This is a genomic window from Flavobacterium sp. FG19 (genome assembly GCF_057809475.1).
The window spans coordinates 44,515-68,623 of sequence record NZ_JBMDKA010000005.1 but is presented as its reverse complement, the minus strand read 5'-3'; the positions used below and the strand labels follow the sequence as shown (position 1 = coordinate 68,623).

Sequence of the window (24,109 nt, the reverse complement as noted above, 5' to 3'; positions counted from 1 at the left end):
AACTAAAAACCATCAACAAAATGATTCTTGACGAAATAGATAAAAAACTTCTGGTTCTGCTTCAAACCGACAGTAAAAAGACAAACAAAGAATTGTCTTTGAAACTCAATTTGTCCGTGACAGCAGTTTACGAACGAATCAAAAAACTCGAACGAGAAGGCATAATAAAAAACTACGCAGCTTTGGTTGACAAATCCAAAATCGAAAAAGGATTTGTGGTTTTCTGTCATTTAAAACTCATTCAGCATACCAAAGAATTTCTAACCAAATTCGAAAGCGAAGTCATCAAACTTAATGAAGTTCTGGAATGTCATCACGTAAGTGGTGATTATGATTATATTCTGAAAGTTTTAGTAAAAGATATGGAAGCCTATAGAGAGTTCTTAGTAACCAAACTGACTTCATTGCAGCACATCGGCAGTACGCAAAGTATGTTTATGATTAGTGAAGTTAAGAATTCGACGGTGATTTCTTTTTAAGAGGTACAAAGAGATAAAGATGCAAAGGGACAAAGGTTTTCTGTAGAGACGCACTGCAGTGCGTCTAACACAATGTTTGTCATTTCGTTATCGTTTGAGTCTCCTTTCAATAAAAATGACATACTTTGAGAGAATACTTTGCGACTCTGCTCCCGATTACTATCGGGATTGCGAGATTAAAAAATCAAAAAAAACTTTGCGTCTTAGAGCCTTCGTGGCAGAAAATCCCAACCCAAAATTTCACGCAAAAAACATTGAAAATTAAACTTTAAACAAAACTTTATTGCTTAATTTTGTAACCGCTAAAATAAAAACAAAATACTATGAGTTCATTTGACGTAGTCATTATAGGTTCAGGTCCCGGAGGATATGTATCAGCAATTCGTTGCGCACAATTAGGTTTCAAAACTGCCATTGTAGAAAAATATAATTCATTAGGCGGAACCTGCCTTAACGTAGGTTGTATTCCTTCAAAAGCATTATTATCTTCTTCACATCATTATTCAGAAATCGCTCATTTTGCAGATCACGGAATCGAAGTTTCCGGTGATGTAAAAATTAATTTAGAGAAAATGATTGCCCGTAAACAAGCTGTTGTTGATCAGACTGTAGGCGGAATCAATTATTTAATGGATAAAAACAAAATCACGGTTTTCAATGGTTTAGGTTCATTTGTTGATGCTACTCACATCGCGGTTGCAAAAGCTGACGGAACATCAGAAACTATCGAAGCAAAATATACTGTAATTGCTACAGGATCAAAACCATCTTCTTTACCATTCATCAAAATTGATAAAGAAAGAATCATCACTTCTACTGAAGCTTTGGCTTTAAAAGAAGTTCCAAAACACTTAGTAATCATTGGTGGTGGAGTTATCGGAATCGAGCTTGGACAAGTTTACCTTCGTCTTGGTGCTCAGGTTTCTGTAGTTGAATTCATGGATAGAATCATTCCAGGAATGGACGGAGCTCTTTCTAAAGAATTGACTAAAGTATTGAAAAAACAAGGAATGAAATTCTACGTTTCTCACAAAGTAAAATCAGTTGAAAGAAACGGTGATGTTGTTGTAGTTCAGGCTGAAAATGCCAAAGGAGAAACAATCACTCTTGAGGGAGATTATTCATTAGTTTCTGTTGGTCGTCGTCCATACACAGACGGATTAAACGCTGACAAAGCTGGAGTTAAAATCTCTGACAGAGGACAAGTTGAAGTAAATGATCATTTACAAACTAATGTTCCAAATATCTATGCTATTGGAGACGTTGTTCGTGGAGCGATGTTGGCACACAAAGCAGAGGAAGAAGGAGTTATGGTTGCTGAAATTTTAGCAGGTCAAAAACCACATATCGATTATAATTTAATTCCTGGTGTAGTGTATACCTGGCCGGAAGTAGCAGCAGTTGGACAAACGGAAGAGCAGTTGAAAGCAGCCGGAGTGAAATACAAATCAGGAAGTTTTCCATTCAAAGCATTAGGACGTGCAAGAGCAAGTGCTGACTTAGACGGATTTGTAAAAATCCTGGCTGATGAGAAAACCGATGAGGTTTTAGGAGTTCACATGATTGGAGCCCGTACAGCAGATTTAATTGCTGAAGCGGTGACAGCAATGGAATTCAAAGCTTCTGCTGAAGATATTTCAAGAATGAGCCATGCACACCCAACTTTTGCTGAAGCGGTAAAAGAAGCAGCATTGGCAGCAACAGAAAACAGAGCTTTACACGTATAATTTACGTTAAACAATAATTTTGAAAACCCGTTAGAATCCGATTCTGGCGGGTTTTTTATTTGGGATTAAATTTAATAGCCGAAAAATATAAACCTGAAGAAAAATTTTGTAAATTAGATGTATGATTCTGATGCTATCTTTATGATTATAAAAAAGATACGTTATGAAAAATAAATATATAGCGCCTGTTTTGTTAGGAACAGGAATTGCATTTGTTCTTTATTCCCGCAGTCGTTCTGCTATTCCCAAAAAAGCAGCAGCTGTTGCCAACTTTCAAAAAGAAAAATATTTAGGAAAATGGTATGAGATTGCCAGGTTAGATTACAAATGGGAGAAAAACTTAGATAATGTTACTGCTGAATATTCCCTTAACGGGAATGGAACCATAAAAGTCGATAATAAGGGCTATGATGTCAAAAAAGACAAGTGGGAAGAGAGCATCGGGAAAGCCAGATTTGTCAAAAAAGACAATGTTGGTATGCTTAAGGTCTCATTTTTTGGTCCTTTTTATTCCGGATATAATGTGATAGCAGTAGACAGCGATTATAAATATGCACTCGTTGCCGGTGAAAGTTTAAAATATCTGTGGATCCTTTCCAGAGAAACTACTATGCCGGAGAGTGTAAAAGCAGATTTTCTTATCAAAGCCCGTGAAATAGGTTATGAGGTATCAGACCTGATCTGGGTAAAACATGATAAAGTAAGTTAAAAAGAAACCCGGCATGAATATGTGCCGGGTTTCTTTTTTTTGACTAAAAAGGTTATCACGGAGTGAAAACGGTTTTATAGTTATCCCAATATCTGTAAATTAAAAACAAATTACCAAGAAAAAGTAATCCTGCAATAGGCAGACCTTCTGGTTGTAAAAAGTAATTAATGAACAGGATGTTGATTGTAATTGGTAAAATTAAAATGTTAGCTAAGGTTACAAAACGACCCGTAATAAAAGAAACTCCACAAAGTAATTCAACTGTTTTGGCTAACGGCAGCAAGTAAGTTGAAGCAACTAACCCCATATTAAAAGCCTTAAAATTTCCTGTTGTTTCTGGTTCCGGGGCTAATTTGAAGAAAAAAGAAATAGAAGCAAAGAGTAACAAAAGACCAATCAAAACGCGGACAATAATAGTAGCAATTTTCATAATACTTAGAATTTTAATAGGTTAAAACAATATAATTAATGGGTGAAAATGCAAAATCTATAATGCTCTGATAAAATGAAAAACTATTTTTAATATCATTTTATTGAGAATTCAACAATCAATAGTATTCTGTTTTGGGATTAGTTTAAAGCTCTATCAAATATAGTGATTTTTTTATTACAAAATTGCTGTTTTGTTAACAGTTTTCTTATTTCTTAATGTATTTTTTGTAAAGAAACCATCCTCCGGCTGCTAATAAAATAACGGGCCATAAATTCAGTATGAAAACTAGAATGGCCTGTAAAATGTACCAGCCGTTTTTTAAAGCATCGATAACCTGAATTCCTAAATTGGGCTGATAAGAAGAGCGATCTTTTTCTCCTGCTGCTACTTCCTGTCTGATCGTTTCATTTTGATAAAGCTGTAAAGTTACCGTACTAAAATTGACCTGGTCTTCAATAGATAAATTTTCAATAGTTCGGTTGTCATTTTCTTCTTTCTGGTTCGCCAGTGTATTTTCGGCTTCCATAATATCATTTATTTTTTTGCCCTTGGAATCAATAGCCTGTTCAACTCTTTTTTGATTTACAGCTGCTCTCTTTTGCGAAAGCTGATTGGCCAGCATTTTTAAAGACACATCATCGGCTTTTATAATTCGGTAATCCAAGAAATCAATTTGTTTGGCAATGGTTTTAATTACGGTATCAAGTCTGGTGTTGGGAACACGAATGGTGATATTATTTTCGACAGAATATTTGGTGGTTTCAAGCGTGCTGTCCAGACTTATTTTGGTTTTAATTTGTTCATGGATATTGCTTTGCAGATTCGTATACGTAACAAAACCGCCGAATCTCTGAACCGCATTTTCGATGGCGTAAGTCGATTTCACAACATTTTTGACTTTGAATTTAATGTCCGCAGTCCGGATAAATTTCTGTTTGCTTCCCTGTGGTTCTACGGCTGCCGAAGAAGAAATCGCAGTACTGTCGGCTGCCATTTTCATATCGGCACTCTCGGCAGCATCATAATCCGCTTTTTTGCAGGAAAATAAAAGAGTAATAAGGACCAGGGCGGTCAAACCTAATTTGGCAAATGTTTTCATAAAGATTTAGAAAATTGATTAATAAATTGATTTTTTGATTTGAATAAAATGGCTGTATTGTTAAAATGCACGTGAATTAATACAAATTCGATATACTAAAAAGTGTGCCAATAATTTTTAAGCATTCATTTATCGAAGGATTTTTTTGTTGTAATTTTGAAATTTAAAAATCCATTCATTTTTGAGAGTATCCGTTACTAAACCTATATCCAACCCGGAGCAGTTTAAACAGCAGCTTTTAAACTGGGCACAGCAATTTCGGGAAGTCGCTTTTTTAGACAGTAATTCTTATCCGGAACCTTATTCGAGTTTTGACTGTATACTGGCGGCAGACGCTTTTACGTCTTTAAAAACCGATTATGAGAATGCTTTTGAAGATTTAAAACAGTATCAGCAAACCACAAAAGACTGGCTTTTCGGGTATTTGTCGTACGATCTCAAAAACGATACTGAAGAGTTAGAGTCTGATAATTACGATGGACTGGAATTTCCGGATTTGTTTTTCTTTCAGCCTAAAAAGATATTGACGTTAAAAGGAAATCAGCTTGAAATGCAGTATTTGTTTCTTTGTGATGATGAAGTTGAAGATGATTTCAATGAGATTATTCAGAGCGATTTTAAAGCATTTGAAACAATAAGTGAGATTATAATTCAGCAGCGTATTCCTAAAAATGTATACGTTGAAAAAGTAAATACCATGCTGGAACATATTCATAAAGGGGATATGTATGAAGCGAATTTTTGTATGGAGTTTTTTGCTGAAAATGTGGTGATTGATCCACTCGAAAAGTTTTGGAAATTAAATGAAATTTCAAAAGCGCCGTTTTCAGTTTTCTTTAAAAATCACAAACAGTTTTTACTTTCGGCTTCACCGGAACGGTATCTGAAAAAAGAAGGAGATACGGTTATTTCACAACCTATTAAAGGAACTTCCAAACGATTTGCAGACCCGGCCGAAGATCAAAAATCAAAGGAGTTTTTAGAATCAGATGCGAAAGAACGCGCCGAGAATATCATGATTACGGACTTGGTTCGAAATGATTTGTCGCATACCGCTCAAAAAGGTACTGTGAAAGTTGCCGAGCTTTGTAAAATCTATTCTTTTCTGCAGGTTCATCAGATGATTTCGACAATCACTTCAAAATTAGATCCGCAATACTCGGCTGTTGATGTTTTAAAAACTACTTTTCCAATGGGAAGTATGACGGGAGCTCCTAAAATTTCGGTAATGAAGATTATCGAAAACCTTGAAGAAACCAAAAGAGGACTTTACAGTGGTGCTGTTGGTTACTTTTCTCCTGAGGGCGATTTTGATTTTAATGTTGTAATTCGCAGCATATTGTATAATCAGGAAAAGCAATATGTTTCATTTTCAGTAGGAAGTGCCATTACATCACTTTCGATTCCCGAAAAAGAGTACGAAGAATGCCTGTTGAAAGCTAAGGCAATGCACGAAGTCCTGCAGTAATTTTTTAGCTTCGAAATTAACGGCAGAAAAAATACCCGCTTAACATTTCATTTAAAAATAGATAGAATTTAATTTTTTACTTTTATCGGATGTTTTCAAAATTTCAAAACCATATCGAATCCAGGTTTCCTTTCCTGACTCAAAAGAAGCTTTTTCTGGCGGTCAGCGGCGGGATAGACAGTATGGTTTTACTGCATTTGTTACAGCGGCTTTCCTGTGAAATTGCCGTTTTGCATTGTAATTTTCAGCTTCGGGGATTGGAAAGTTTTGGAGATCAGGAGTTTATTCAGCAGTATTGTGATCAAAATGCTATTCCGGTTTTTGTAACCCAGTTTGATACAGAGGCTTTTGCAAAAGATTACAAGCTGTCGACACAGGTTGCAGCAAGAGAACTTCGTTACAGCTGGTTTTACGAACTTCTGGAAGAAAAAAACTTCGATTATATTCTGACAGCACATCATGCCGACGACAATCTCGAAACTTTTATGATCAACCTGACCCGAGGAACAGGATTAGACGGATTAACCGGGATTCCGGAGCAGAACGATAAAATTATTCGGCCACTGCTGCCTTTTTCAAGAGAAGAAATTGAACAATATGCGGAAGAAAATAATATCAGCTGGAGGGAAGACAGCAGTAATGCTTCTAATAAATACCTGCGTAATAAAATCCGCCATGATCTCGTTCCGGTTTTAAAAGAGCTTAATCCGAATTTTTTAAATGCCTTTCAGAAAACACAGTCTTTTCTTCAGGAATCCAAAGAAATGGTCGAAGATGCTTCGATTATGGTGTATCAGCAGGTGGCAAAAGAAGCCGGAGAGGACATTCATTTTGATTTGAATCAATTAAAAAAGCTTCCTAATTATAGATCATATTTATACCAATGGCTGAATGAATTTGGTTTTTCGGCCTGGAATGATATTTATGATTTAGTGGACGGACAGTCAGGAAAACAGGTTCTTTGCGAGGAATTCAGACTATTGAAAAATCGAGAAACCCTGATTTTGAGTCCAGTTTCAGAACCGCCAGAAAAAGAAGAATATCAAATTCAGGAAAACGATACAGTAGTTAATTTTCCCTTAAAAATAATACTTTGTAACACAGGTCACATAACTATAGGTTCAAATAAAGTTATATTTGTGGACACTGAAAAAATCCGCTTTCCTTTAACCCTGCGTAAATGGAATGAAGGAGATGTTTTTCAGCCTTTTGGGATGAACGGAAAATCTAAAAAAGTGAGCAAGCTTTTTAAAGATGAAAAGTTATCCCTTATCGAAAAGGAAAAAACATGGATTTTAGATTCAAACGGCCAGATAGTCTGGGTAGTTGGAATCAGACAGGACGAACGTTTTAAAGTTGAAAACACAACCCGTAAAATACTTAAAATAGAATTGCAATAATGAACATCAATCAAAACCATCGAGCGATACTTTCGGTAAGTATCTGGAATAAAATAACCGCCCTTTTACTGTTATTCTTTTTTACTCTGGCAGGCAATGCTCAAATTCTGGAACCAGTTAAATGGACTTCTAAAATTGAAAAAAAAGGAAACAACGCCTTATTGATTTTTGATGCCGTGATTGAAAAAGACTGGCATATGTATTCGCAGTTCACACCTGAAGGCGGTCCGCTGGCACTGGAAATAACATTTAAAAACCAAAAAGGAAATTACGAACTGGTTGGAAAAGCAAAAGAAGGAAAAACAAAAACATCCTTTAATGATGTATTTGGTGTAGATGAAACCTATTTTGAAGGGAAAGCACATGTAGAACAGGAAATAAAAATCATTAATCCTAATTTAAAAACAGTTGATGTAGATTTTGATTTTCAGGTTTGTAAAGAAGTTTGTATCAATTCGAGTAAAAAGTTCTCTGTTGCAGTGCCTTCTACTTTTAAAATGGACGAAGTTCCGGTGGTAGCAGAAGCTAAGCTGGATGAAACCAAAAGAGTGGGGCTTGCAGTTGATACTATTAAAAAAGAAGCGGCTTTAGAAACGGCTAAAGAACAGACGGTAAAAGCAGATGACACTGCAGCTAAAGCAGAAATTCCGGCTCCGGCACCTTCAAGAAGCTTATGGTCGATCTTTTTTATTGCTTTTTTATCAGGTTTTGCCGCCTTGTTAACGCCTTGTGTGTTTCCAATGATTCCAATGACGGTAAGTTTCTTTACCAAGCAGAGTAAAAGCAGGGCAAAAGGAATTAGAAATGCTATTTTTTACGGTCTTTCTATTATCGCAATTTATGTAATTTTAGGACTTATCGTGACTAAAATATTCGGTGCCGATGCTTTAAATGCTTTGTCTACAGATGTTTGGTTTAATCTGATTTTCTTTGTGATTTTAATCATTTTTGCTACTTCATTCCTGGGAGCTTTTGAAATTATGTTGCCTAATTCCTGGGCAAATAAAGCCGATCAGCAGGCAGACAAAGGCGGAATAATCGGAATACTGTTTATGGCTTTAGCCTTAGCAATTGTATCTTTTTCGTGTACCGGACCAATTGTTGGGACGTTATTGGTTGAAGCAGCTTCAAACGGAGGTATTGCACCAATCGTTGGAATGTTAGGATTCTCTTCTGCATTAGCATTGCCATTTATGTTTTTTGCTATGTTCCCGGGCTTTTTAAATTCACTGCCAAGATCAGGAGGCTGGTTAAATACGGTGAAAGTGGTTTTAGGGTTTTTAGAATTAGCACTGGCTTTCAAGTTTTTATCAAATGCCGATTTGGTTTTACAATTACATTTTCTGGAAAGAGAAGTTTTTATCGCGATCTGGATCGCAATTTTTGGAGCTTTGGCGCTGTATTTATTCGGGAAAATTACACTACCGCATGATAGCCCAACGAATCATATTTCAGTAGGAAGATTATATTTAGGACTTCTTACACTGGTATTTACATTATATTTAATTCCGGGACTTTGGGGAGCACCTTTAAAACTGATCAGTGCATTTCCGCCGCCGCCGCATTACAGTGAAAGCCCGTTTGGAGTAGGAGGATCTGGTCAGTCAAATATAAATACTGATATTAAAGGCATGCCAATAGGGGCAGAATTAGGACCTCACGGCATTATGGTTTTCCATGATTACGAGGATGGTCTGGCTTATGCCAAAGAAATCAAGAAACCTATTATGCTTGATTTTACAGGTTATGCCTGTGTAAACTGCAGAAAAATGGAGAATAATGTATGGTCTGAACCTGAAATATTACCAATTTTGAAAAATGACGTGGTTTTGATTTCACTTTATGTTGATGATAAACGCGAGCTGCCAAAAGAAGAGCAGTTTGTTACCGAGGCAGGTGATAGAATTATTACAGCGGGAGATAAATGGACTGATTTTATGATCTCAAAATATAAAACCAATACACAGCCATTATATGTAATTACAGATTTAGAAGGAAATAATCTAAATGCTTCTAAACCAACGATCAGCTATGTAAGTGCTGATGAATATTTAAAATGGCTGAAACAGGGGATTTCTAATTTTAAATAGTCGCTTAAGAGTTAGGGGTTGAGAGTTAAGAGTTGAGAGTTAAGAGTTGAGAGTTAGGAGTTGAGAGTTAAGAGTTGAGAGTTAGGAGTTGCTTTAAAGACTTTTGATTTTCTTGAATATATCTGAAGTCTAAAATCCATATCTAAAATATTTATTTAAACGGTTGAATTTAATTCAAAACAAAAAGCACTCTAAGATAACTTAGAGTGCTTTTTTTATCAAGTAACGAAAGTGAAAATTAATGTCTTATAAGAATTCTCCGTGCTGAGAGATGTCTAATCCTAATTCTTCTTTTTCTTCAGTAACTCTTAGAGGAGTGATTTTGTTCACGATGAAGAACAATACATAAGAAGCAACGAAAGCGAAGATAGATACCACTACCAAAGCAGTCAATTGATTGATGAACAAAGTTGGTGTTCCGAAGATTAAACCTTGGTTATCACCTACAGCAGGGTTGATTGCTTTTGAAGCAAAAACTCCTGTTAACAACATACCTACCATACCACCAACACCGTGACAGGCAAATACATCAAGAGCATCGTCGATTTTTCCTTTAGGGAATTTGCTTACTACTAAGTTACTTACAATAGCAGAGAATAAACCGATAAAGATAGCGTGAGGGATGCTTACGAAACCGGCAGCAGGTGTAATAGCAACAAGACCTACAACAGCTCCGATACAAGCTCCAAGAGCAGATAATTTATGTCCTAAAATTTTGTCAAGGAATACCCATGCCATTGCAGCAGCGGCAGCAGCAACTGTAGTTGTTCCTAAAGCCTGAACAGCAAGACCGTTAGCTCCTAAAGCAGAACCTGCGTTGAAACCAAACCATCCAAACCAAAGTAAACCTGTACCTAATAATACATAAGTGATTCTGGCAGGGTTAACTTTTTGTACTTTTCTTTTTCCTAAGAAGATAGCTCCTGCTAATGCAGCCCATCCGGCACTCATGTGTACCACTGTTCCTCCGGCGAAGTCTAATACTCCCATTTTAAAGAAAACTCCGTCAGGATGCCATGTCATGTGAGCAAGTGGAGCATATATCAATAATATAAATAAAACCATGAATAACAAATAAGCCCAGAAACGTACGCGTTCTGCAAAAGCACCTGTGATTAGGGCAGGCGTAATGATGGCAAATTTGGCCTGAAATAATGCGAATAACATAAAAGGAATTGTTGGGGCAAGGCTCCATGCTGTACTGGTTCCAACACCTTCAAAGAATAAATTAGTTGACGGATTTCCGATGATTCCTCCAATTGTAGGTCCAAAAGCCAGTCCGAAAGCAACAACAACCCATAAAATTGTAACAATTACCATTGCCATAAAACTTTGCAGCATAGTACTAATTACGTTTTTCTTACCTACCATTCCTCCGTAGAAAAATCCTAATCCCGGTGTCATTAACAATACAAAAGCAGTGGCAACGATCATCCAGGCTGTATCTCCCGTATCAAACTTAACCGCTTCGGCCGGAATTGGGTTATCGGCAATGATGAAATTTGATATAAAGGTTAGTACCAAAATAGTGATAAGAATCACACTTAAAATAATTTTTCGCATAGTTATTTAGTTTTAAAATTTTTGATAAAAGTATAAAATGATTTGATACCCCCTAAAAAAATAGAGTTTAATGTTTAATTTTTGTTAATTTTAAAATTTAACCCCCTTAAATTTGAATGTGTTTGTTAAAATAGACTTAAAATTTACATTTTAGCAGCGTTTTTTTTTCACTGCCCCATGAAGGGTGCCTTTTTTCTGTTTTTTTAATACACTTTTTTGAGTTAAACTTGTGGTTTATTATGTAAAAACATCGAATTGTTTGTGTTGATGAAGTATAATTAATCTTTTTAACAGTTTTTGTAATTAAAATATAAGAATGGAAAGTCGAATAGTAAAATGGGGAATAATAGGGCTGGGAAATATTGCACAACAGTTTGCGGCAGATTTACGGTTAGTAGAAAATGCCGTATTATATGCTGTCGCCTCAAGGGATATTGCTAAGGCTAAAGAGTTTGCTGAAAAACACAAGGCATTAAAGACATATGACTCATACGATTTCCTTTTGGCAGATCCGGAAGTGGATATCGTTTACATAGCCACACCGCACGACTCACATGCAGAATTGTCGATTAGAGCAATGGAAAACAGTAAACATGTTTTGTGTGAAAAGCCATTAGCACTTTCTTATGCTGATGCACAGCTTATGACCGTAGTCTCTGGAAAACAGACTAAATTTTTTATGGAAGCTTTCTGGACAAGGTTTATTCCGGTGGTTCGGGATGTGCTGGAAAAAGTGCAAAACGGACTGATAGGAGAAGTGAATTATATAAAAGCAGATTTTGCTTTTGTTGGAAATGAAACAGAAAACAGTAGGTTATTTGATAAAAACAGAGGAGGAGGTGCTCTTTATGATATTGGCGTTTATCCTTTGTTCTTATCCTATATAATGCTTGGTATCCCAAAAGAAATACTGGCAAAATCCATTTTGCATTCAAACGGAATTGATCTGCAGACCTCAATGATTTTGCAGTACGAAAAAGCTCAGGCCGTTTTACAGGCTTCTATTGTTTCAAATTCAGATATGAAAGCGGTCATTGGCGGTACAAAAGGCTGGATTGAACTACGGGCTCCCTGGTTTATGGCAGGTGCTTATTCTGTTCATATTGAAGAACAGGAAACAGTACATAAACTGCCGACTTTAGGAAAAGGATATACCCATGAAATTATAGAATGCTGTAACTGCATTTTGAACAATCAAATAGAAAGCCGACTTTGGTCGCATCAGAATAGTTTGGATTTGAGTAAAATAGTTGAGGGGATTAAGTATCAAATCGGGCTTTTATTTTAAAAAACAATTTATTGTAATAAAATTTTTACAATTAAATATTTTTTTCGTTAGTTTGAAGAATAATTAATGAAGAGAATATTATGTTGGTAAAAGTTTACGGAAGTGCTGTTTTTGGAGTTGAAGCCACCACCATTACGATTGAGGTGCACATGGACAAAGGGATTGGTTATCATTTGGTGGGACTTCCGGATAATGCGATAAAGGAAAGCAGTTTCAGAATAGCAGCTGCTTTAAAGAACAACGGACTAAGTCTGCCGGGTAAAAGAATAACCATTAATATGGCTCCGGCTGACCTTAGAAAAGAAGGTTCTGCTTATGATCTTCCTCTGGCTTTGGGCATTCTCGTTGGTTCCGATCAGATTAAGGCGCCGGAAATTGAACAGTACGTTATTATGGGAGAGCTTTCGCTTGATGGAAGCTTACAGCCTATTAAAGGTGCTTTGCCCATTGCGATAAAAGCCAAAGAAGAAGGCTTTAAAGGTTTTTTTCTTCCGGTACAAAATGTAAAAGAAGCGGCGATTGTATCAGATCTTGATGTTTATGGGGTAACCAATTTACAGGAGATTATTGATTTTTTTGCCGGAAAAGGGGGCTTACAGCCCACAGTAATTGATACACAGGCTGAATTCTATAAAACACTTGATTTTCCGGAGTTCGATTTTTCAGATGTCCGTGGTCAGGAAAGTATCAAACGCTGTATGGAAATTGCCGCTGCCGGAGGTCATAACATTATATTGATTGGTCCTCCCGGAGCAGGAAAAACAATGCTGGCCAAACGGGTTCCGAGTATTTTACCGCCCATGACTTTACGGGAAGCTCTTGAAACCACTAAAATACATAGTGTGGCCGGAAAATTAAAAGAAGCAGGATTAATGAATCAAAGACCTTTCAGGAGTCCGCATCATACCATTTCGAATGTGGCTTTGGTAGGCGGCGGAAGTTATCCACAGCCGGGAGAAATTTCGATGGCGCACAATGGTGTTTTGTTTCTGGACGAACTGCCCGAGTTTAAACGCGACGTTTTGGAAGTAATGCGTCAGCCGCTGGAAGATCGTGAAGTTACCATTTCAAGAGCAAAATTTACGGTGACCTATCCGTCGTCGTTTATGCTGGTGGCCAGTATGAATCCGAGTCCGAGTGGTTTTTTTAATGATCCTTCGATGCCCAATACGTCTTCTCCTCACGAAATGCAGCGTTATATGAGTAAGATTTCCGGACCACTTTTAGACCGAATCGATATTCATATAGAAGTGACACCTGTTCCGTTTGATAAACTGGCAGATGACCGCAAAGCCGAAAGCAGTGTTGAAATCCGTAAACGGGTAACAGCTGCACGCGAAATCCAGACCAAACGTTTTGCCGATATTGAGAATGTACATTACAATGCCCAGATGAGCAGTAAATTAATCCGTGAATTTTGTGTATTAGATGAGCAGTCCAAAGAGCTTTTAAAAAATGCGATGGAACGTTTAAACCTTTCTGCCAGGGCCTACGACCGGATTTTGAAAGTAGCCAGGACTATTTCTGATCTTGATAATTCAGAACATATTGTTTCTCATCATATTTCTGAAGCAATTCAGTACAGAAGTCTCGACAGGGATGGCTGGCTGGGATAGCTTTGGTTTTAGATTTTGTTATTTTGGTACAAATAGATAGCTCCAATTGTTTAGAAAACAATTGATACAATCGTATATTTTTTCTTGATTTATATATGCTAATTGACACCACTGTCAATTAGCATATATAGTATTAAAAGGTTTAGCTTAATTCGATAAAATTTTCAACCTGTATTTCTTCGAGAAAAACGGCATCATGCGAAACCACAATTAAAGTTCCCTGGTATTCGTTGATGGCGGCGGTAAGGATTTCGATATTCTGAATATCCAGATTATTAGTTGGTTCATCGAGAATAATACCATCAGGTGCCTGATTATTGATTGTTAAACAGCAAAGCATTAAGCGCATTTTTTCACCTCCGCTTAAAGCTGCACACGGCTTGTTCCAGTCGTTTTGAGAAAAGAGGAACTTATTCAGTTTCATTTTAACATCATGTTCCTGCAGACCCGAAGTATTAAATTTTTGTGCCTGTTCGTATACCGAAAGCTCATTTTCGATAAGAGAATAATCCTGATCGATATAAATCATTTTGGAATCGGCTTTAAAAACTTTTCCGGTTGTGGGCTGTAATTCTCCCATAATAATTTTGATCAGCGTTGTTTTTCCGGAACCATTTGTGCCTTTTAGTGCAATGCGGTCACCACTCAGAATTTCAAAAGTAAGAGTCTCTTTCCATAAAAGACCGTTTTCATAACGGTAATTCATTTCGGCGGCAGAAAAAAGTATTTTTCCTTTGTGAAGATTCGTTTTATCAAAACCAAATTTCATCTGGTCTATATCGGGTAAAACCGAACGTAGTTCCTGTAATTCTTTAGAAATACCACCAATTTTTTCAGCATGAACTCCTTTGGTTTTGGCTGTACTGTTTTCGGCATTATTACGCAGCGTGTTCATCATGATTCTGGAAACCCCGGCTTTTTTCTGTTTTTTTTCTCCGCGGGCATCCAGTTTGTTCTGACGCTCTAAAGTCTCCCGTTCTTTTTCCCTGGCTTTCCGCAGTGCTTTTTCTTTACTCTGGATATCCTGATTTAAAGCATTGTTTTCAATTTGTTTTTGTTCCGTATAAAAGGTATAATTACCGCCATAAACCGTAATTCCATGTTTTGAAAGTTCATAAACGGAGTTTAGCAATTGCAGTAGTTTTCGGTCATGACTTACCACGATCAGGGTCGAAGCAGTCTGTTTTATAAAATTGTACAGTAATTCCCGTGATGCTGCATCTAAATGATTACTGGGCTCGTCCAGTAAAACCAGTTCTGGCTGGTGAATAAGAATTCCGGCCAGAAAAACCTTTGTCTTTTGTCCACCGCTCAAGGTTTCCAGTTTTTGGTTCCAGTTAAGATTTTCCAGTTTCCAATACTGAAGGGCTTCGATACAGCGGTCTTCAATAGTCCAGTCGTCGTTTAAGGTGTTGAGGTTTTCCTCTGTCACTTCTCCGTTCAGAATTTCCTGAAGAGCTTTTAATTTATCTTCGACCTGTAAAGCCTGAGCGATAGTCAAATGATTAAACTGCCCGAAAATCTGAGGCAGGTAATAAGGTTTTGAATTGGTTTTTAAAATGCCTTCGGCCGGTTGTAATTCTCCGGCTGTAATTTTTAATAAAGTTGATTTTCCGGCTCCGTTATGGCCAATTAAGGCTGTTTTTTCGTGCTGATTAACTGTAAAAGTGATCTTATCAAACAACAAATCTTTGTTGGAATGTAAGTATGAGATATTCTGTAAAATAACCATAATTTCTTTCTTTAAGGAATAAACAAATGAGCAGGCTGTTTTTACAGCTTACTTTATAATTGTCCGAAAGAAATTTTTATTCACATAAGGCTTTGTGCGGTTTATTTACAGGGCAAAGATATAAAAAATATTTTTGAGGATTGAAAACAGGGATTATTCAAATTTGAGATTAGCATTTTTAGACATCAGATAGGAGGTTAGCTTCTTGATTTTTCCATTCTCCATTTCAAAAACATCGCAAAAAACAGCGTCCAGTTTATTTCCGTTTTTCATGTTTCCCTGAACAGCGCCTTCAGCAATTACAATGTCATTTTCTTCAATTAATTTGATAATCTGGATCGTCGGGCTTCCTGTAAAGTTGTCGTTTTCGATTTCTTTATCAAAAGCTTCTTTGCCAATATGCTGATAAATTCCGGGCATTTCCCAGATGACATCATCAGTAAGGCAGGCCAGAATTCTTTGATGATCGCTTACCATAAAAGCGGCCATATATTCGTTTACGGTTTGTTTGTTTAATGCCATGAGTCAAAATGTTAAGGTCTTAAAAACCATTTCATGGTACGCAGTTTGTCTGCTTCTGTTGCTGATAAACCTTTGTGTTCAATCTCTGTAAAAGCTTTTTTTACAGTTTCAATTCCGTAATTATTTTGAAGCCAGAAAGGAAATTCTGCGACACTTTTATTCCAGTTTTTTAAAACTCTGTTTAGTATGTTTTCTATGTTTTGGCTGGTTTTCGGATTAAATTCTGCCAGAATTAATCCGGCATATTTTTGATCTGTGTAAACAGAATTGGTTCTGTCTTCGTTTTCAAAAACCTGAATTACCCCTTCAATAAGCACCTGATCATCCACTTTTGGTAAAATCTGAAACAGCTGCCTGATACGTAAATCCCCGGCTCTATCGATCATGTCGACAGATTTTAAAAGTTCCTCGTTAAGTTCTTCGGCCGTTGTGGGAAACTTCACTTCTTAAGTTTAATTTTTTAATGGATACTAAAATACAATTTTTTAAAGACATTCCGTAAACTCATTTTTACTCTTTAAGCTGAGGGTAAAAGAATTTGAAGGCATTTGAAACTGCCGGATGCAAAATACTTCCGTGATTTTCGTTTGGAAAATAATCAAAATAGACTTTTATGTTTTTGTTTTTTGCGCCTTTTATTTTTTCAGCGAGTAAATTAGCGTCTACTTCCATCACACGCGGAATTTCGGTAGGGGTGAGGCCTTCTTTGCCTACAGCAATATATACATCGATTGGCTGTTTAAAGTTTTCCTGAAGGATTTCGGGTTCCAGATTTAAAAGAGAGCCGTTATCCCACCATAAACTCGGGCTTGCCAGTATGTATTTCGTAAACAGTGCCGGTTTTTTAAACAGGATTTCTGTTCCCAGCAGACCGCCCAGTGATTGCCCTATAAGAGTTTTAGAAGTTGTTGTTTTGTATTTTTTGTCAATAAACGGCTGTAGTTCTTTTTCGATAAAAGAAATGAATTTATCAGAGTGACCTGTGGCTGGAAAACGGGTTTTATCATTTTCGAGAGTGGTTGGAAAAGTAAAATCCCTTTTTCTGTCCACTGTGGCAATGCCTACTACAATCGATTTTGGAACCTGATTGATCCATTCAAAACTGTTAAACTGCACGAGACCTGCAATATGAATAAAGTCTTCATCGGCTGAACCATCCAGTAAATAAATTACGGGATATTTTACATCGTCCTGCGGATTGTAGCCTTCCGGCAGATAAATATTTAAAACCCTTTTTTCGTTTAATTCTTTCGATTGAATTTCATCAATAACGCCTAACATGAAAGGTTTTGAAGTTTGTGCTGTTTGAAGTTGTTTTTTTTGACCGAAGGTAAAAACTGAGAAAAAAAGGAAGAAAGTAAAGTAAAAAATCTTGTTCATTAATTAGGAGGAAAATGATTTATAAAAGACGAAAGTTACCATTTTATTTTTTGCTGCTTTCGTCTTTTATATATTCTTAGGAAAATTATTTCTCTTTTCCTGCAAAAATCGTATCAAGGCCTTCCATAGCGATTGTAAAACCTTCTTTAAAACCCATTTGTATAATCATTTCCAGATCAGAAAGTTTTTCATGTTTAATCACAATTTCGGCAAAGGTTGAATCGCCTTGCTCAGAAAACGTAACGTCCCAGTCAGAGCGGGGAAATTCGGTGTTTAGGTTTCCTTCGCTGTCACAAAACGCATCCAGATACTGAAAATTAGTTTTTGGACTAATCGATTTAAAATCGGCTAAAGCCCAATGTTCTTCTCCTTCCGGGCCCACCATGGCATAGAGTCTTCTTCCGCCTTCTTTAAATTCCATGCTTTTAGTTCTGGATTTCCAGGGTGCCGGTGCCCACCACTGATCTAAAATTTCAGCTTCAGTCCAGGCGGACCAGACACTTGATAAGGAAGCATTAAATTCACGTTTTACATTCACTGTATTTTTTTCCTTGTCTACAGTAAAATTCATTAAAAGAGCTGCTTTCATTTTTTAGGTTTTATAGTCGTTAGTAATTTGTCTTTTTTATTTTTTTGAGGCCAGTATTTTGTCCAGACCTTCCATAGCCGATGTAAATCCTTGTTTGAATCCCATTTCGACTATTTTTTCCAGTTCTTCCAGACTGTCCCTTCTGATGACGATATCTACAATAGTAGAATCTCCCTGTTCAGAGAACGAGACATCCCAATAGGAACTTCCAAATTCTGAATTAGGATTTCCTTCGCCATCGCAAAAAGTAGCGGCATATTTAAAATTAGTTTTAGGAGAAATCGAAGTATAATCGAAAGTGCTCCAGCGTTCTTCGCCTTCGGGCATTACCATAGCGTATAATCTTCTTCCGCCTTCTTTAAATTCCATACTTTTGGTTCTGGATTTCAGCGGAGCCGGTGCCCACCATTGGTCTAGAATTTCGGCCTCTGTCCAGGCAGACCACACGATTGGTAATGAGGCATTGAATTCACGTTTTACATTTACGGTTTTGTTTTCTTTGTCTACCGAAAAGTTCATTAAAAGGTTAGTTTCCATTTTCTTTAGATTTTAAATTCAATAATACTTGATCTAATTGACTAAATCGGCTTTCCCATATCTTTTTGAATTGTTCAAGCCAGTGATCTACTTCTTTCATTTTATCGATTTTAAGCTGATAGTAAATTTCCCGTCCCACTTTTTTTTCTTCCAGCAGGTCGCATTCATTCAGTATCCTGATGTGTTTAGATACGGCCTGTCTGGTAGTATGAAATTGTTCCGCAATAGCATTTGGAGTTAAGGCACTTGAAGAAATCAGTACCAGAATCGCTCTGCGTGTCGGATCGGCAATCGCCTGAAAAACATCTCGTTTCATTTTTAATATAAGTTAAGCAACTAATCAGTTGCAAATATAAGCAACTTTTTGGTTGCGCAATTGTTTTTTTCAGATTTTTTTTAGATTGATATGGTTTAGAAACAAAAAAGACGCATCAAATGCGTCTTTTCAAAAGGGTTCAGGTTTAACTCCTGAATTTATTTTTAACAATAATATCTTTGAGTCGGGCTTTCAGATCTTCACCGGTATCATAAACCATCTGTTCATTATTCGGAAACGGAACAGCGCGTTTATTAAAGTAGCCAATATAACTGTCTTCGCAGGCATTGCGGTCACCTTTATAGGTCGAGTAAATATTTTCGAAAATAAACTCACTGCTTACGGGGAAAGTCTGTATCAGCTGGTTTGTTTTTAAATCTACATAATCAATTTTGGCAGTTACCTGACAGGATTTAAACTGTCTGAACTCGTACACATTGGCACGGAGAATTCGGTAATTGTCTACTTTTATTTCCTTGCCCAGACTGTCTTTTACAGGTCTTCCGCGGCTGTCCAGCAGTGTTTTTACCCCATCTTTTACCTGTCTTTCCTTAATGAACTCCTTTTCTTTGATTTGTTCCGGAGAAATTACAATTTGTCTGAAATTGATAATCAGACTGTAATCGTAGACTACATTTTTTTGTCGGGCGTTGTGATAAACCGTCCATTTGTCATTTAATCCATAAGTTTTAAAATCCAGCAGGTCTTCCTGAAGCATTTTCGGGATGATCATTTCGGTTTCATTTTTGGCGTACACGTCTACAAAATCAGTTCCTTTAAACTGTGCTTCGTCCATCAGTTTTTTGGCGTTTTTATAGTCGGGATTTATTCTTTCTAAATACGCCAGATCATCATAGGCTTTTCTGAAATCCAGTTTGTTTTTGGATTTTAAAAGTGCCGATGCGTTTTCATATAAATATTTTGAAAGTGCATTTTTACTGCTTACAATCTGATCGGTATAATTATCAAAAGGGAAATACGCATTTTTCCCCTGTTTGATTAACTTCAAAGGTAAAATGGGTCTGATTTTTTCCTGACGGTTACTCAGCTGTAAATACGTATTGTAAACACGTTCCGCATTGGCCGGATTTGGATCTTTAGAAAGCATTTCCAAATCACGTAAATCTCTTTCTTTCGCTTTTGCAAAAGCCTCTTCGAGCAGATATACATAATCCTGTTTTCCTTTAGAATCTTTATTCGATTTTAAAGCTTCGACTGCGCGGTCAATTGCACCGTCATAATTTCCGTCACTTATTAAGGCCTGCGTGGTTTTTACACCACAAGAGGAAAAGGCTAAAAACAATATAGAAAATAAAAAAGTAATTTTTTGCATAGTATTCTTTTTGAAGGTGTAAATATATCTTTTTTAACTTTCAACAACTATGCCTTTTTTAAGATTTATTTTAAGGAGCAGGAACTATGCTTTTTATAAAGACCTTTAGTCCCGCTGTACGCTAAATCTTTTCCTGCTAAAGAAGCAGGAAAAGGATACCGCTTCCATCGGGGCTATTAGAGTACTTTTAAGTTTCATAAGAAATACGATAATAGCCCTGTTTTAAATATTGTATATCAATCAGCTACTTTTTTGTATTCAAAAGTGCCCACTTCGGTATTGGTAATAATACGTTTCTGACTATCAAAGTAGTCAATATTGAACTTTATTGGCATTAAGACAGAAATAATCGTCAGTTGACTATTATCATTGGACATTTTCCATTTTGCTCTGTGTGATTCTTCTCCTATCAAACTATTAAAATCTCCATTTTCACCAAAAACCTGAAAAACCTGATCAGTTTTAAAACGATCCTGAATACTTTTTTCTTTTCCGTTTTTGGTCCATTTTACGAGCTGCCATTTCCCGATCAGTTCTTTAGAAGTCTGTGCATTTACGGATAAACCCGCAAAAAAGACAAATAATAATATTAGTTTTTTCATTTTGAATAGATTAGTGTTGATTTATAAATTTACTAATTTATTCAAAGTAAAATTACTTTTTGATATTAAGGGGCTGTTTCTCAGTTCTTTGTCGTTATTTAAGCAGTTTAACAATCTCGGTCAATTTCATTTTTGCCGCAATCTGAATCGGTTTTTTGCCATACGAAATATCATCGCCGGCATCAAAGGTTTCAGGTTTATTTTTGTCTGCCCCTTTTTTGAGCAGGTATTTTACCATTTCGGTATTTTTGTTTTTTACGGCGATAATAAGAGCGGTTTCACCATCGTAATTATGGGAATTAAGTTCTTCTTTATCTAGTTTTAAGGCATTCAAAAGCTCATAATCTGATTTTCTTACAGCCTGTTCAAAGACCCAGAGTTTTCCTCTGATATCTCCTTTTTCCTGACTGGCGCCTTTTAACAGCAGTAGTTTGGCACAATCATAAAACTGGCTGAATCCCGCTGTATTAAAAGCTTCCGCGGAGATTTTTCCACCTTTTTCAATTAAATAAGATAAAATTTCCAGAGTCCCTTTTCCTGCTGCCACATCAACAGCAGATGAGACCGGACTATTAATATTGGCTCCTTTTTCGACCAGTGCTTTTACAAGCGGCAGGTTATTTTGCCAGATTGCGGCCTGCAGCGGTGTAACTTTATTTTGCGGTTCATAAGCGGCCGGGAATTTTGTACCAATCATTTTAAGCGCTTTTGGAGTATCATTGGCAAAAATGGCATCATAAAATTCTTCCACTGTTTCTCTTGAAGGTGCCGCTGTTTTTGTTTTGGTCTGTGACACCGATTTATCAAAAATCAGAATTACCAGAATTAAAAAGATTGTTTTTATATTTTTCATTGTCATTGCGTTTTGGTTCGTTTTAATTGTCTCCGTTTTCCATCAGGTTTTCATCCCACAGTTTTCGGGCATAGTCCCTAAAAACTTTTGGACCGTTTGTAAAGTTTTGATCCAGTTTAAATTTACCGCCTATGAATTGTTTTTCGCCATTGTCATAAACGCCCACCTGTACTTTATTCTCGCCCCGCATAGCATATTTTTTAGTGTCTTCGTACATAATAATTTTCATATCAGACGGACTTACATCACCATGGCAGATTGTTTTGTACATCATCCAGACTTCGGCAATTCCGTCGTTGTTTAAATCTGTAACATTAAAAGTGTTTTTGACAAATGATGCCACAATATCAACAGGACAGTCTGAAATGAAATCGTAAACCCGCCATGTTTGTCTGGCTTCATTTCCGGAAACTATAAAATGATAACCAAATAATTCGGCATCAGCACTGTCGTTAAATTCATGTTCGAATTTTTTATTGATGTGATATCCTGTTTCGGTTAAAATTACAATATGCTTTCCCTGTTTATCCCTCCAGCGTACTGCTTCTTTTACAAATCCTTCATATTTAACCGAAGCCGGGAATTGTGTCGAATCGATATTTTGTACTATTAAAGTAAAATCTTCTTCTTTGTCTGCGGGTATTTCTATACTTGCAGCAGGTTTTGCTGCTTCTTTTTTCTCCGGCTTACAGTTCGAAAATAAGAAAATGATCATTATCGCTATGGGTAGGTTTTTCATGAGTGGCTTGTATTTTTATATTTTGGTTTTTATTCTATTATCATGCCGCTTTCTTCATCAAATTGTTTTTTTTCTTCGTAGGTCATTCTGTTTCTTAAAACTTTTATGGTATAACCGCCAATTAGTTTTCTATCTTTTAAATACATCCAGTCGCTTATTTTAGAAGGATCAATTTCTATGGTATCACCAGCTTTGTATTCCGTAACATATTCGGGTTCGTTATTTAAGATACCGGAATATTTTCCATTCTTAAATTCAATATCGCCCACCCACATGTGTTCATTTCCTTCTGTATAGGCAAATTGAACTTTTAAGGCGGCGCTCTCCGCTTTAGGATCTGATAACCCGTTATTGAAATCTTTTAAAGTCTGATTTGCTTTTACAATAGCGTCATTCATTTCTTTATCTTCACTTTCGACACCGTAAATTGCAGGTTCATTTTCTCTTTCAATTTTGTTTGATTCTTTACAGCTTATTAGACAAAGCATGCTTAGTAAGGCTACAAGTTTTATTTTCATTGTTTTCTGTTTCGACTTTTAAGGTGTGCTGTACTTTTTGATTCGTAATTTTGGGTTCCTTTTTTCCTCATTACTTTTTATCAGGAGAATAAAAACAGGATTACTAATAATAGTACTGATTTTTTTATTTGCTAAAGGTCTTCTTGTTCTCTTGTATATTCTGAAGTAAAAACACCGCTTACTTGTTCGCTGTATTTGTCTACCCATTTTTTGTAATAATACTGAACATGTAAAACATTATTTCTAAGTGTAAGTTTTGAAAAGGGTTTGCCAATCTGTGGAATCTCTTTTATACCAAAAGTTTCATCTGTGCCATTATCAAATTTACAATCCATTTCATTTGCCCAGATCATTTCAAATTCTGTATTACTTATTTTACGAACCGGATAAAAGTAAACGCACTGTCCGTGATATTCAAATGCTAACGATTTGTTTCCAATATTTAGTGAAACCATATCATTTTTCCATCTTCCGGTAAAGTCATTCGTTTTTTGAAAACTATCAATAAAACTATCGTAATCAAAACCTTCCAGATACGATATTTTCCATTCGTTATTTTCTTTTACAGCTTTAACATTATAAACAGTCCCATCGCCCCAGCTCCAATTATAGAATGCTTTATTGTTTTCTAGTGAAAGGTGCATGATCCGGATTTTATCCAGAAAACGATCAGGCGTATCCTGACAATTACACCACGGACTTGCACCTGAGCCAAAAGGAGGAAGCTCGCCAACATTCCATTTTAAAGTACCGCTTTTAAATTCACTGTCAATTTTTAATGCAATTTTATTATAGTTATCAATAAAATCCTGTGAAAATAAATGCGTGTTTTCGAGTTCTTTAAGTCTGGCTTTATGAAGTTTGAAATCAATTCCGCTATAAATATTCTCGGTATTTTTATCTTCAACAGGACTAAAATCGCTGCCGTTACTTTTTTTCTCCTCCCATTCATAAAGTTTTTTGGTTAATGCTAACAAAGCAATACTGTCATTTTTGGAATCCGCGATACTGATAGTGTCTACAGTAAAACTATTTTCTTTTTTTTGAACCTGTTTGTCTTTCTTGCAGCTTATAAAGACTAACAATAAGGATAACGTTAAAATTAGTTTCTTCATT

24 protein-coding genes are annotated in these 24,109 nt (G+C 36.3%); 8 read left to right on the top strand and 16 right to left on the bottom strand.

What is annotated here, in order from left to right; translation table 11 throughout:
• Positions 1 to 20 precede the first annotated feature (20 nt).
• The 3 genes from ACODST_RS07065 (at position 21) to ACODST_RS07055 (ending at position 2,915) form a co-directional block, all read left to right on the top strand.
• The gene (locus ACODST_RS07065; RefSeq protein ID WP_343539305.1) at positions 21 to 479 is read left to right on the top strand and encodes an Lrp/AsnC family transcriptional regulator; all 459 of its coding nucleotides are present in this window, start codon (positions 21 to 23) and stop codon (positions 477 to 479) included.
• A gap of 323 nt (positions 480 to 802) precedes the next feature.
• Positions 803 to 2,206, top strand: a complete 1,404-nt coding sequence (lpdA, locus tag ACODST_RS07060) for a dihydrolipoyl dehydrogenase (RefSeq protein WP_488931417.1) — start codon at positions 803 to 805, stop codon at positions 2,204 to 2,206.
• A 163-nt stretch (positions 2,207 to 2,369) separates the two neighbouring features.
• Positions 2,370 to 2,915 (top strand): lipocalin family protein, encoded by a 546-nt coding sequence (locus ACODST_RS07055; RefSeq protein ID WP_488931416.1) that lies wholly within the window; start codon positions 2,370 to 2,372, stop codon positions 2,913 to 2,915.
• 55 nt (positions 2,916 to 2,970) lie between these two features.
• Here ACODST_RS07055 and ACODST_RS07050 read toward each other — a convergent pair whose 3' ends face one another.
• Positions 2,971 to 3,345 (bottom strand): DoxX family membrane protein, encoded by a 375-nt coding sequence (locus tag ACODST_RS07050; protein ID WP_488931415.1) that lies wholly within the window; start codon positions 3,343 to 3,345, stop codon positions 2,971 to 2,973.
• A gap of 208 nt (positions 3,346 to 3,553) precedes the next feature.
• A complete protein-coding gene (locus ACODST_RS07045; protein ID WP_488931414.1) occupies positions 3,554 to 4,447 on the bottom strand; it encodes a DUF4349 domain-containing protein in 894 nt (297 codons plus the stop codon).
• A gap of 181 nt (positions 4,448 to 4,628) precedes the next feature.
• Between ACODST_RS07045 and ACODST_RS07040 the strand changes: the two genes are divergently transcribed.
• The 3 genes from ACODST_RS07040 to ACODST_RS07030 all read left to right on the top strand — a co-directional run bounded on the left by ACODST_RS07040 (position 4,629) and on the right by ACODST_RS07030 (position 9,405).
• Complete coding sequence (locus ACODST_RS07040) at positions 4,629 to 5,915, top strand: anthranilate synthase component I family protein (RefSeq protein ID WP_488931413.1); 1,287 nt, start codon at positions 4,629 to 4,631, stop codon at positions 5,913 to 5,915.
• An 89-nt stretch (positions 5,916 to 6,004) separates the two neighbouring features.
• Positions 6,005 to 7,315 (top strand): tRNA lysidine(34) synthetase TilS, encoded by a 1,311-nt coding sequence (gene tilS / locus ACODST_RS07035; RefSeq protein ID WP_488931412.1) that lies wholly within the window; start codon positions 6,005 to 6,007, stop codon positions 7,313 to 7,315.
• Positions 7,315 to 9,405: a protein-disulfide reductase DsbD family protein gene (locus ACODST_RS07030; protein ID WP_488931411.1), complete on the top strand. Its 2,091-nt coding sequence runs from the start codon at positions 7,315 to 7,317 to the stop codon at positions 9,403 to 9,405. The genes tilS and ACODST_RS07030 overlap by 1 nt, the downstream gene beginning before the upstream one ends.
• 246 nt (positions 9,406 to 9,651) lie before the next feature.
• On the opposite strand, the gene ACODST_RS07025 is transcribed toward ACODST_RS07030, so the two are convergent.
• On the bottom strand, positions 9,652 to 10,968 hold the full coding sequence (locus ACODST_RS07025; protein WP_488931410.1) for an ammonium transporter: 1,317 nt from the start codon (positions 10,966 to 10,968) through the stop codon (positions 9,652 to 9,654).
• A 316-nt stretch (positions 10,969 to 11,284) separates the two neighbouring features.
• Here ACODST_RS07025 and ACODST_RS07020 point away from each other — a divergent pair, with 316 nt between their 5' ends.
• Positions 11,285 to 12,256 carry a Gfo/Idh/MocA family protein gene (locus ACODST_RS07020; RefSeq protein ID WP_488931409.1) on the top strand — a complete coding sequence of 324 codons (972 nt, stop codon included), beginning with the start codon at positions 11,285 to 11,287 and terminating at the stop codon, positions 12,254 to 12,256.
• Between the two features lie 80 nt (positions 12,257 to 12,336).
• Entirely contained in the window at positions 12,337 to 13,872 is a 1,536-nt protein-coding gene (locus ACODST_RS07015; protein ID WP_488931408.1) for a YifB family Mg chelatase-like AAA ATPase, read from the top strand.
• A 142-nt stretch (positions 13,873 to 14,014) separates the two neighbouring features.
• On the opposite strand, the gene ACODST_RS07010 is transcribed toward ACODST_RS07015, so the two are convergent.
• The 13 genes from ACODST_RS07010 to ACODST_RS06950 all read right to left on the bottom strand — a co-directional run bounded on the left by ACODST_RS07010 (position 14,015) and on the right by ACODST_RS06950 (position 24,108).
• Complete coding sequence (locus tag ACODST_RS07010) at positions 14,015 to 15,604, bottom strand: ABC-F family ATP-binding cassette domain-containing protein (RefSeq protein ID WP_488931407.1); 1,590 nt, start codon at positions 15,602 to 15,604, stop codon at positions 14,015 to 14,017.
• Between the two features lie 153 nt (positions 15,605 to 15,757).
• Positions 15,758 to 16,126, bottom strand: a complete 369-nt coding sequence (locus tag ACODST_RS07005; protein ID WP_488931406.1) for a nuclear transport factor 2 family protein — start codon at positions 16,124 to 16,126, stop codon at positions 15,758 to 15,760.
• A gap of 11 nt (positions 16,127 to 16,137) precedes the next feature.
• Positions 16,138 to 16,512, bottom strand: coding sequence for a hypothetical protein (locus ACODST_RS07000; protein WP_488931405.1), 375 nt, complete (start codon positions 16,510 to 16,512; stop codon positions 16,138 to 16,140).
• A gap of 124 nt (positions 16,513 to 16,636) precedes the next feature.
• Positions 16,637 to 17,506 (bottom strand): alpha/beta hydrolase, encoded by an 870-nt coding sequence (locus ACODST_RS06995; RefSeq protein WP_488931404.1) that lies wholly within the window; start codon positions 17,504 to 17,506, stop codon positions 16,637 to 16,639.
• 85 nt (positions 17,507 to 17,591) lie between these two features.
• The gene (locus ACODST_RS06990) at positions 17,592 to 18,095 is read right to left on the bottom strand and encodes an SRPBCC family protein (protein ID WP_488931403.1); all 504 of its coding nucleotides are present in this window, start codon (positions 18,093 to 18,095) and stop codon (positions 17,592 to 17,594) included.
• Positions 18,096 to 18,131: 36 nt separating this feature from the next.
• Positions 18,132 to 18,632: an SRPBCC family protein gene (locus tag ACODST_RS06985; protein WP_488931402.1), complete on the bottom strand. Its 501-nt coding sequence runs from the start codon at positions 18,630 to 18,632 to the stop codon at positions 18,132 to 18,134.
• Positions 18,622 to 18,948 (bottom strand): ArsR/SmtB family transcription factor, encoded by a 327-nt coding sequence (locus ACODST_RS06980; RefSeq protein ID WP_488931401.1) that lies wholly within the window; start codon positions 18,946 to 18,948, stop codon positions 18,622 to 18,624. Before ACODST_RS06980 ends, ACODST_RS06985 begins: the two co-directional genes overlap by 11 nt.
• 145 nt (positions 18,949 to 19,093) lie before the next feature.
• Positions 19,094 to 20,281 (bottom strand): hypothetical protein, encoded by a 1,188-nt coding sequence (locus ACODST_RS06975; RefSeq protein ID WP_488931400.1) that lies wholly within the window; start codon positions 20,279 to 20,281, stop codon positions 19,094 to 19,096.
• 236 nt (positions 20,282 to 20,517) lie between these two features.
• Positions 20,518 to 20,883, bottom strand: coding sequence for a hypothetical protein (locus ACODST_RS06970; RefSeq protein WP_488931399.1), 366 nt, complete (start codon positions 20,881 to 20,883; stop codon positions 20,518 to 20,520).
• Between the two features lie 94 nt (positions 20,884 to 20,977).
• A complete protein-coding gene (locus ACODST_RS06965) occupies positions 20,978 to 21,736 on the bottom strand; it encodes an ankyrin repeat domain-containing protein (protein ID WP_488931398.1) in 759 nt (252 codons plus the stop codon).
• Positions 21,737 to 21,758: 22 nt separating this feature from the next.
• Entirely contained in the window at positions 21,759 to 22,475 is a 717-nt protein-coding gene (locus ACODST_RS06960) for a M949_RS01915 family surface polysaccharide biosynthesis protein (RefSeq protein ID WP_488931397.1), read from the bottom strand.
• A 29-nt stretch (positions 22,476 to 22,504) separates the two neighbouring features.
• On the bottom strand, positions 22,505 to 22,993 hold the full coding sequence (locus ACODST_RS06955; RefSeq protein ID WP_488931396.1) for a YegJ family protein: 489 nt from the start codon (positions 22,991 to 22,993) through the stop codon (positions 22,505 to 22,507).
• Between the two features lie 131 nt (positions 22,994 to 23,124).
• Positions 23,125 to 24,108, bottom strand: coding sequence for a hypothetical protein (locus ACODST_RS06950; protein ID WP_488931395.1), 984 nt, complete (start codon positions 24,106 to 24,108; stop codon positions 23,125 to 23,127).
• Between the last annotated feature and the right edge of the window lies 1 nt (position 24,109).